Here is a 9,822-nt window from a genome sequence, read left to right as displayed (position 1 = left end):
AGATTTATTAAAGATTTGGATTATAAAGATATTAAAAAATCTAAATAATAGGCAGTATTTGAGAAATATTAAACTAGTTCATTTATTGGTAATATATTTCTACTATAAACAGGTCGGTATTTAATCTTTTCAATTTATCAGATCCCTAGAAGGATCTTGTACCGATCATTTATTAATCTTCTTCATCAATTAATATTAAATGTTTTGCTGTATCTTTTTTATTTGAAATTAATGCTTGTTGCACTAGTGGTGACTACCCTGATTAATAAATATCCTATCTTAGAAAGATTGACTGAGCTTTTTGTTTGCTGAGGGCTAATGGTGTATCTATACTGAAATGATTTTAAAGTTGTATTACTAAATGGTATTTAATTATGATTTATTAATGAAAAGATAACAATGTAAAAAATTTATATAAATGTATACTGTTTGGGTTTAACCTATAAGAAGTTAAATTTTGGTTTGATAGGCAATTTTTTCTCATCCTCAGGCAAGAGGTTTTGACAGTTTCTACCTGGGTATTTGTTGTTTTTTATCGACATAAGATTTTTTTGGTTTGCAAAAAAATCTTATGTCTTTAGCTTGTCTTTTGTTATCTTGATTGTTGCGGGTTAAAGTTATCCCCTGCTATACATAAAGGTGATTATTAATTTTTAAATCTTTTTAGTTAACATTGTTTCAGTAAATTAAATTAATTTTTAGCAACTTTTAAAATTTAAATATTAGAATTCATATTATTGTGTGTACTACCAAAGAAAAATCATGAAAAAACAACAAAATTATCATTACTTATTATTTACATTATTGGCCATATTGGTAAGTAGCTGTATCGTAATTGACGATTTGGATGACGATGATGATGATACCAAGGTAGAGTCTATAACTGCAACCATAAATGGTAGTAAATTTAGTGCTACTAAGGATGGATTTTCTTTGAGTGATTTGGGGGATGATGTTGATGGAGACTTGGATATTGATGGGGATACTTATGAACTAGGTATTACTGGTGTTGATTTAAAGAACGGCATCTTTACAAGTTTAACCATTATTCTTTATGGTGAGGATTTTTCTTCATTAAATGTTGGGGACGAATTCGGCGCTATAACAGAAGAAAGCTTGTCCAATGGTTTTGGGTTCATTGGTGCAGTTGGAACTGTAGCAAGTGGTTCATTAATAGGTTCAGAAGATGAATTAGGTGGAACAACCTTAGTGAAAGGAACTATGAATGTTAAGATTACCAAGATGGACAGGGAAAATGAACTTATATCTGGAACGTTTTCCTTTGTGGCCTTTGACGGGAATGATGAACTTGCTGCAACGGTAACAGATGGTGAATTTAAAAACGTTGAATGGTAGTAGGATTTAATTGGTATTTAGAAAAGTAATGTTCCTTTGAAATCCTTCCCATTTGGTTCTTTTTAAAGCTGAGCGCTTAAAAACCTTATTAAAAGTCTCTTTTGTCATTTCTTCCCATGCTGATTTTTCTAAATCAGGATGAGGAAGAAATGCTTCTTCTTTGTGGGGTTTTGAAAACCTATTCCAAGGACATACGTCTTGGCAAATATCACAGCCGAATACCCAATTCTCCATTTTTCCTTTAAATTCTTCCGGAATGGCTTCTTTGAGCTCAATGGTCAAATAAGATATGCATTTGGAGCCATCGATTAAATTGTCCTGAAGGATAGCATCTGTTGGGCAAGCATCCAGACACCGGGTGCAAGTTCCGCAAAAATCTTTATTGGATGGATTGTCATAGACCAAAGGCAAATCGATGATTAGCTCCGCTAAAAAGAAAAAGCTACCTGAAGATTTGTTTAGTAATAGGCTGTTTTTACCTTTCCAACCTAGCCCAGCCTTTTCAGCCCATTGCCTTTCCATCACAGGAGCACTGTCTACAAACACCCTTCCATTTACTTCACCGATCTCCTCCTGTAAGCATTTTAAGAATGCTTTTAATTTGTCTTTGATTACGAAGTGATAATCTTCCCCATAGGCATATTTTGCTATTTTAAGAGAATCCCTGCGCTCATCCAGGGTTTGCTGTGGGTAATAGTTAAACATCAGGCTTACAACAGATTTTGCACCATCCACTAGTTTTCTTGGATCTAGTCTTTTTTCAAAATGATTGGCCATATAGGCCATCTTTCCGTGGTAATTTTTGTTTAACCAATTTTCCAGCTTGGGGGCCTCCTCTTCCAAAAAAGTAGCTTCAGCAATTCCACAATAGTCAAAACCGAGTCTTGATGCTGTTTTTTTGACTATATGTGTATGCTTTTCAATCGTACTCAAGGCTTGTGGTAATTAATTGCTGTATGATGACCTAGCTTTCAAATAAATTTCCTGACTGTCCACCGGGCTTGGGTTTTATTTTAAGGTGGGTGTAAGCAAGGTCAGTTGCTGTTCTTCCTCGGCTGGTTCTTTTGAGATAGCCTTCTTTTATTAGAAAAGGTTCGTATACTTCTTCTATGGTTTCCGCCTCTTCTCCACAAGCTGTGGCAATGGTAGAAATACCAACAGGGCCTCCAGCAAATTTATTGATAATGGTAAGTAAAATTCTGTTGTCCATCTCATCCAAACCATTCTGATCCACATCCAAAGCATTGAGCGCCATTTCAGCAATTTTTAAAGTAATTCTACCATTGCCTTTTATCTCTGCAAAATCTCGGGTTCTTCGCAATAGGGTGTTGGCAATCCTTGGGGTACCTCGGCTTCTCCTGGCAATTTCAAAGGCTGCTTCGGGATCCAAGGGGGTTCCTAAAATGGCAGCAGATCGGGTAACGATGGTTGATAGTAAATGCGCGTCGTAATATTCAAGCCGAGCATTGATGCCAAAACGAGCCCTTAAAGGAGAAGTAAGTAAACCAGACCTTGTGGTGGCTCCTACAAGCGTAAATGGATTCAAATTTATTTGAACTGTCCTTGCGTTGGGGCCAGAGTCAAGCATGATATCAATACGAAAATCCTCCATGGCAGAGTAGAGGTATTCTTCCACAATTGGATTCAAACGATGGATTTCATCTATAAACAACACATCCCCTTCTTCAAGGTTGGTGAGCAACCCTGCGAGATCTGAAGGTTTATCCAGAACCGGTCCGGAAGTGATCTTTAGCGTGGATTCCAATTCATTGGCGATAATATGACTCAAGGTGGTCTTTCCAAGGCCGGGAGGTCCATGAAGTAAAACATGGTCCAGGGACTCCCCTCTTTTTTTGGCAGCCAAAACAAAAATTTGGATGTTTTCCACAGTCTTTTTCTGACCGGTGAAATCATCAAAACTCAGGGGTCTTAGTGCTTTTTCTATTTCCTTGTCTCCAGGGCTTAAGCCTTCCTGGTCACCACGCAGATATTCTTCTCTCATATGAACCTTCTATGTCCCACAAATATAGAAAAATCATTGAAGCTTTTCAGGTTTTGAAGGGTTTCCACTGAAACACCTACCAAGGTTAATGACCAAATGTAATGAGCAATTGAAAAAATAGAATTAACTTTCGGAAAATTAAAACTGGCATTGTTTTATGCGAAAATCAGCCAAAAAAAATATCATTTACAGCATTTTGTTACTGTTGGTGGTGTTTATGGTTTACCTCTACAGGCAAAATAAAGAAACTGCAGTTTCTACAGATACAACCCATCCCAAAATGGTTTTGAGTGGAAAGACCATGGGGACCACTTATAGGATTGTCTATTTAGATCCAGGGGGACGAAATTTTAAAAAAGAAATTGATTCTATTCTTGTTGATTTTAACCAGTCTCTTTCTACCTATATTCCGGATTCTGAACTTAGTAGACTCAATAGGTATGATTCTCTTGTTTTTGAATCTGACTATTTTTATCCGGTTTTGAAAACCAGTAAGGAAGTGTTTTCAGTTACCGATGGTGCTTTTGACCCTACCATTGGACCCTTGGTTAATGCTTGGGGTTTTGGTCCGGATGGTCCCTCCTTGCAAGATAGTTTGGGTGTGAAACAGTTATTGGAGCAGGTAGGCTTTGAGAACTTAGATTTTAATGATAAGGGAGTTAAGAAATCCAATACTGATGTTTACCTTGATTTTAGTGCCATAGCAAAAGGATACGGGGTTGATGTAGTTGCCGATTTTTTAAAAGAAATGGGTATAGAAAATTTCCTTGTAGAGATTGGTGGTGAATTGGTAGGAAATGGAGTGAATGATAAAGGTGAATTATGGAAAGTGGGCGTGTCTCACCCTGATGAAGAAGGCCTGGCCAATGAAATCTATAGTATAGTTGCTCTTGAAAACAAAGGCTTGGCCACTTCAGGCAATTACCGTAATTTTTATGTCAAAGACGGCATAAAATATTCTCACACAATCAGCCCATTTACAGGCTATCCTGTGGTGCATCGTTTGCTTAGTGCTACAGTGGTGGCAGATGATTGTATAGTGGCCGATGCCTATGCTACTGCCTTTATGGTTTTGGGGATGGATCGAGCAAAGGAAATACAAAAATCGGTGGAAGGTATAGAGATCTTTCTTATCTTTAATGATGACGAAGGCCAAATTCAATCCTACGTTAGTGATGGTCTCGCGCCATTTTTGACTACTGTTGGGGCTAAATAACCCAAATAACCCAAGTTATAATATATGTTGTATGTACTTTTACTTTTTTTCGCTGCCTTGGGTGCAGGATTGGTTGCAATCGTAGTGCCCGGTTGGGATGAGAAAAGCTTTAAGCTGGCATTGATATTTGCCGGTGCCTATCTGTTTGCCATTACCATATTACATATTTTCCCTGAGCTTTTTGCCAATAAAGAGTCAGCCTATTTTATGGGCTTGTATATTTTACTTGGTTTTTTATTGCAGCAAGTGCTTGATTTTATGTCCTCGGGAATTGAACATGGGCATATTCATGACCATCATGGACATGGGGCTAGTAATACTGTATGGACTTTGATGATTGGCTTGTTTTTGCATGCATTTTTGGAGGGGACTTTACTTTCAAAACAACCCATGCTTACAGGACACCACCATGGCAGCGAAACCCTACTTATAGGGATGATCATGCATAAGATGCCCGAAGCTTTTGCCTTGGCAGCTGTTTTATTGTCTCGGCTAAATAAAACACATACAATTTTATTGTTAATCCTATTTGCCACGGCCTCACCTTTAGGTATGCTATCTACAGATTTCCTTTTTGATCGGTCATTGATAGGAAGAGAAACACTAGATATTTTGTTTGGATTGGTAGCAGGTGGCTTTTTGCATATATCTACCATCATTTTTTTTGAAAGCTCCCCACAGCATAGATTTCAATTGCATAAATTGTTAATCATATTGCTGGCGTCCGTATTGGCTATTTTGACTGAGTTTATTGCATAGGTAAGGAATTATAGGGAGGAGTCTCTTGCCTTTTAGAGGGTGAAATAATTAATACTATTACATGGTTTGGTTTTGGAATTGGTTAAAAAAAAATGCCAGGGTTTTATCATAAATAAAACCCTGGACAAACCCTACATTAAAAAATAACCAACTTCCGCTACGGATTCCAACTTCTCCAATCAACACGTTCCGCTTTCATTTTTTTTGATAGTATAAATGTACTAAAGATAAATTTATAAAACCAATTATTATTAAAGTAAATACGCGTTATACTGTACAAAGATTTTTTAATTGTATGAAATACATTATTATAAATATTAATAATTGAAAAATACAGTTTTTTGTATTTTATAGTATGAAAAATCGATCTTATTTGGTGGATCGCATGAAAAAACTGAGTTAAGAGGCTACCAATAAGCTTTTTATGTGTCGTTTTTTAAAATTTCTATAAAAACTTATATAGTTGTTTAAGTCATTATTCTTTTTGGTCATAGATAATTAAAAAAATAATGTTTCAGTAGGAAGAAGGAGTTGAAGGTGTATATTCTATTAAATTCCTACAGAACTTTATATTGATCGGCCTCCTTGGAATACCTTTAAAGGTAGTGACAAAAGTCTCTTCATAAATAAGTTCTTGAAAGACTGCCTTGCTTTTAAAATTATCAAAATTCCAGCTTACAAAAACTCCGAATTTTTCTTTTCCCAAAAATTGATCCATGCCTTTCCACAGGTCAAATTGGTTTTTACGTACTCCCATATTTATAACATAAGTTTGAGGGTTTTCGGCCAGGTAAAAGGAGAGTTCAGAAGCTGTGTGATAAGAATCAGAAAAGACAAAGGGGTCTTCAATAGCTAGGCTATCTGTCAAGAAATCAATTCTGTCTGCAAGTTGTTCATGCCCCAACAATCTTTTAATTAAATTCTGCTCTGTTTTGGTCATTAGGTTTGAAGATTTTAACCCCAAATAATCAGGTGATAAGAATAGAACAGGGATAAACATACCAAGGAAAACCCCGGAGAAAGTAATCTTTTTCCAACGTCTAGATTGCCGATCTATCCATTTTGCTAAGACAATTGCCAAGCCTGTGTAAGCAAAGGCCGGCCAATTTATCATGGCATCTTTAAAAATGCTTAATCCGGCAAAGGTTAAAAACGCTAATAATCCTGGAAGAATAAGGTAGATGGATTCAGCATTTTTGTTTTTAATGGTATACCAGAAAGCTGCCACCCAAGCAGGGAATAAGAACAAAGAAACAACGGCTATTTGACTTAATACAAATTCTATAAAACTTCTGCTAGCGATGGATAAGTTGGTAGGAAGGTTATTTATACTATCTGTTCCTGATAATGCTAATAAATGTCTGAAGGTATCAAAGTTATTTTGCCAGTTCCAAATCAATGCAGGAATGAATCCCAATAAACTCACCACAATGAATTTCAAAAATTTTTCCTTATGGACATTAAATTTCCCAAGGTAAATTAGGTAAATAATCAAAACAGGAAATATCAACATTATGACAACTTTTGCCATTAGCCCCATTGCAGTTGCTAGCCCAGCGAGTAGCCACCACTTGGTGCTATTTTCCTTAATCCCTCTGTAGCAAAGATAAATGCTTAATGTCCAAAACAGGGTAAGAGAAGAATCTGTCATATGGAAGGTGGAGGCCAGCCACCATACAGGCATGGATTGAACAATCAAAGCTGCCCAAAAACCTACTTTCTTTGAGTACATATAGGATCCAAATAAATAAGTAACCCAGGCAATTCCAACTCCACTCAATATCGCATTTATTCGAACTGCCATTTCTGTATTGCCAAGTACAGAGGTACTTAAAAAGTTTATTACAGCTACCAACGGAGGTTTGGAATAATAATGCCAAGCCATGTTCTGAGACCAAAGCCAATATTGTGCTTCTTCGGTAAATAAATTTACTTCCGGCCTAAGGGTGAAAAGGATTTTCGGTACCGCTAACGAAATCGTTATAATGTAGAAATAGAAAGAATATTTTTTTTGGCTAAGAACCATAAAAAATTAATTTAAGTAAAATTTATTATCCTAATAATGAAAAGCATGGGGATCAATGATTTGAAGAGATTGCAATCTAAATCATTTTATAAATTGCCTGCTTCAACTATTTTTCTTTACTAAGAAAATCACATAGTTATCCAAACCAAGGCAAATACGACATGCGCTGTTCAATGTGAAAGCCAATTGAATGCATTAAAACCGTGCTTTTGCCTTTTTGCTAACGGAAAGGGAGAAAAGTTGTTTGTTTATTTGGCATTACTTTTGAATAGGGGGCGGAAGAGAACTGATCTTGGAATGTATAAAAAATTGGATAGGTATAATTGATTAAAATATAATTGGAGAGAGAGGTGAATCCTCAAGTATAAATTTGTTTATTTGATTCTATTGTAGACAATAAAATATTTACTCCGGATTGGGAATAATCCAAATTTCAGCCACTTGGGCCCCTCTTTCCCCTTCACCACATGTCCAGTGGAGTACCAAGTCTCCATCAGCATAGGTGCTTTGAGGCAATTCAAATTCATACAATGGTTTGGCACCGGTTTGAATGAAATCGTGAATCAATAAGCCGTCGTCTGTGGTTAATTTCATTTTGGACCTAAACCTGCCGGTATAGGCTATTTTAATTGAATAAGTTTTTTCGGGATTCAGTTCTTGATATTTTATGATCAAGGGGGTGTCATAGAGGGTGGTTATTTGGTTCATCCAAGCCAAGGGAGTGGCTGTCCCTCCAAAGCCTACAGCCTGTATTTCATGTACCCATTCCTGACCTTTCAGGCCTACACCGAAGCTTTCTCTAGGACCATATAGACCTCCGGGGTCTTGACTCCATCCTTTGGTTTTAACAACTCTCTTCCAGCTTTTTCCTAGTCCGAAGTTGTCATAAAAACCACCAGGACCCGGATTGGTCCGGTTGAGCAATTGCTTTATTTTATCGTTTCTTTGTTTTTCCTCCGGTACTTGTTGAATGGCCTTGAGATTGGCCAAAAGCCAAGGAGCATCATTAAGGGTTACGGCTAGATTGTCAATAAAATTCCCTCTTCCAGAAGCTGCACCATGTGACTCAACTGTAAGCTGTGCTCCTATGCTGTTGAAAAGTGCGTCAGCCAGTTCCAAACATCTTTGCTTCAAGCGCGCGATATAAGGGTCTGAGATAGGTTCAGTAAGTATACTTGTAGCCTTGTCTATACTTTTTAGGCTACCAATTTTTTCTGATTCCTGCAGAATATTCATGGCTTCTTGTTCCTGCTGGGTCTCAAATATCAATTTCTGCTGAATATAGGCATCAAAATAAGCACGTATTAAGCCCATTTGAAATCTAAAGTTCCCCATTAATTTATTGTCAGCTTTTGTTTCCATTGCCTGCCATTGAGCCAGGGCTTGAGGAACACTGGAATTGTTAATCAACCTACCTCGTAGATTTTCCTCCTGTGCCAAAAAGCCATTTGTGGCGGCATCTACCCATTTCGGGCCGAAGAAAAAACGGGAATAATCTCTTAAAGTTTCCAAGACTTTTGTTTCCGGATTCCATTCTTGATCTGTCCAAATGAATTTATTTACATCGTCATTGGTCCCTTCAGAGTAGCTTAAGCTCCCATTGGCATAGTGTGCCAAAGAATTGTGGATGGCCTTTTGATCCTCAGGTCGAGGATTGATAGACTCCCTTCCCAAAGTCATGGCCATGGCCAAGTCCCATTCGGGAATAGGGTACTGGGAACTTAAATTATGGGTGATGTCAGGATACCTACGAATAGGAATAGAAGCGGCTGTTAACTCCCTGAGCTCCGGTAGGGGTATTTTAACCCAAGGTCCGAAAACCACACCACCAAACCAATCGTACTTTTGATTGACGTGATAGAAGAATTGGTCAAACCAAGCCTTTGTGGGCCTAAACACTTGGGGAGATACCCATATTTTTGCACTCGGGTGGAATCGATGAAGCTTTGCTGCCACTTCTTTCAGCCAATTGAACAATACATCCGGCTCAAGGTCACCCGGATCTCCACCGGGAACAAATAAATGATCAAGCCTTGGGATGGAGGCGAATACATCTTTGCGCTGTGTTAGCTCTATGGTTCTTGTTTTGGGATCCTCATAATCTTCAGCCATATTGGGATACCACATCCACACATCCAAATCCAATTCATCAGCTATCCGTGATTGTTCGCCAATCATATCAATGGCGGGAATAGTCATATGAGGGGAAGTGAAGTCATCATCTGTCCGAGGTGGCATTATTTCGATGCTGTTGGCGCCAAAAAGTGCCAGCTCTCTGATATATTGGTTAAATCGATCTACGGTAAAGGCGTCGTAGGCGTTTGTTTTGGGGCGGTAACCCAGTTGATGGCCTCTAATGGCATATGTCGGTGAGCTTGTCTTTTCAATGGCCTTATTCAATAGTAATTGATTTTCCGACCAATCCATTTTTCTCAAAAGATGGCCTATACCAAATAACAAGCC

At 37.7% G+C, this 9,822-nt stretch carries 7 protein-coding genes; 3 read left to right on the top strand and 4 right to left on the bottom strand.

Going from position 1 to position 9,822, the window contains the following annotated elements; all coding sequences use genetic code 11:
• The first annotated feature begins 762 nt into the window (after positions 1 to 762).
• Positions 763 to 1,356 carry a hypothetical protein gene (locus AAC037_RS11255; RefSeq protein WP_339903086.1) on the top strand — a complete coding sequence of 198 codons (594 nt, stop codon included), beginning with the start codon at positions 763 to 765 and terminating at the stop codon, positions 1,354 to 1,356.
• Positions 1,357 to 1,362: 6 nt separating this feature from the next.
• On the opposite strand, the gene queG is transcribed toward AAC037_RS11255, so the two are convergent.
• Both queG and ruvB read right to left on the bottom strand, forming a co-directional pair.
• Entirely contained in the window at positions 1,363 to 2,289 is a 927-nt protein-coding gene (gene queG / locus AAC037_RS11250; protein WP_339903085.1) for a tRNA epoxyqueuosine(34) reductase QueG, read from the bottom strand.
• A 31-nt stretch (positions 2,290 to 2,320) separates the two neighbouring features.
• The gene (gene ruvB / locus AAC037_RS11245) at positions 2,321 to 3,358 is read right to left on the bottom strand and encodes a Holliday junction branch migration DNA helicase RuvB (protein WP_339903084.1); all 1,038 of its coding nucleotides are present in this window, start codon (positions 3,356 to 3,358) and stop codon (positions 2,321 to 2,323) included.
• Positions 3,359 to 3,515: 157 nt separating this feature from the next.
• Here ruvB and AAC037_RS11240 point away from each other — a divergent pair, with 157 nt between their 5' ends.
• Positions 3,516 to 4,574 (top strand): FAD:protein FMN transferase, encoded by a 1,059-nt coding sequence (locus tag AAC037_RS11240; RefSeq protein WP_339903083.1) that lies wholly within the window; start codon positions 3,516 to 3,518, stop codon positions 4,572 to 4,574.
• Between the two features lie 24 nt (positions 4,575 to 4,598).
• Positions 4,599 to 5,333, top strand: coding sequence for a ZIP family metal transporter (locus AAC037_RS11235; protein WP_339903082.1), 735 nt, complete (start codon positions 4,599 to 4,601; stop codon positions 5,331 to 5,333).
• A gap of 514 nt (positions 5,334 to 5,847) precedes the next feature.
• Here AAC037_RS11235 and AAC037_RS11230 read toward each other — a convergent pair.
• Together AAC037_RS11230 and AAC037_RS11225 are read right to left on the bottom strand one after the other, a co-directional pair.
• On the bottom strand, positions 5,848 to 7,359 hold the full coding sequence (locus AAC037_RS11230) for a glycosyltransferase family 39 protein (RefSeq protein WP_339903081.1): 1,512 nt from the start codon (positions 7,357 to 7,359) through the stop codon (positions 5,848 to 5,850).
• Positions 7,360 to 7,764: 405 nt separating this feature from the next.
• Positions 7,765 to 9,822: hypothetical protein (locus AAC037_RS11225; protein WP_339903080.1), on the bottom strand; the 2,058-nt coding region annotated here is incomplete at its 5' end.

Source organism: uncultured Cyclobacterium sp. (genome assembly GCF_963976465.1).
Taxonomy (GTDB): Bacteria; Bacteroidota; Bacteroidia; order Cytophagales; family Cyclobacteriaceae; genus Cyclobacterium.
The sequence above is the reverse complement of the archived record's forward strand: the minus strand, read 5'-3'. Positions and strand labels throughout refer to the sequence as shown.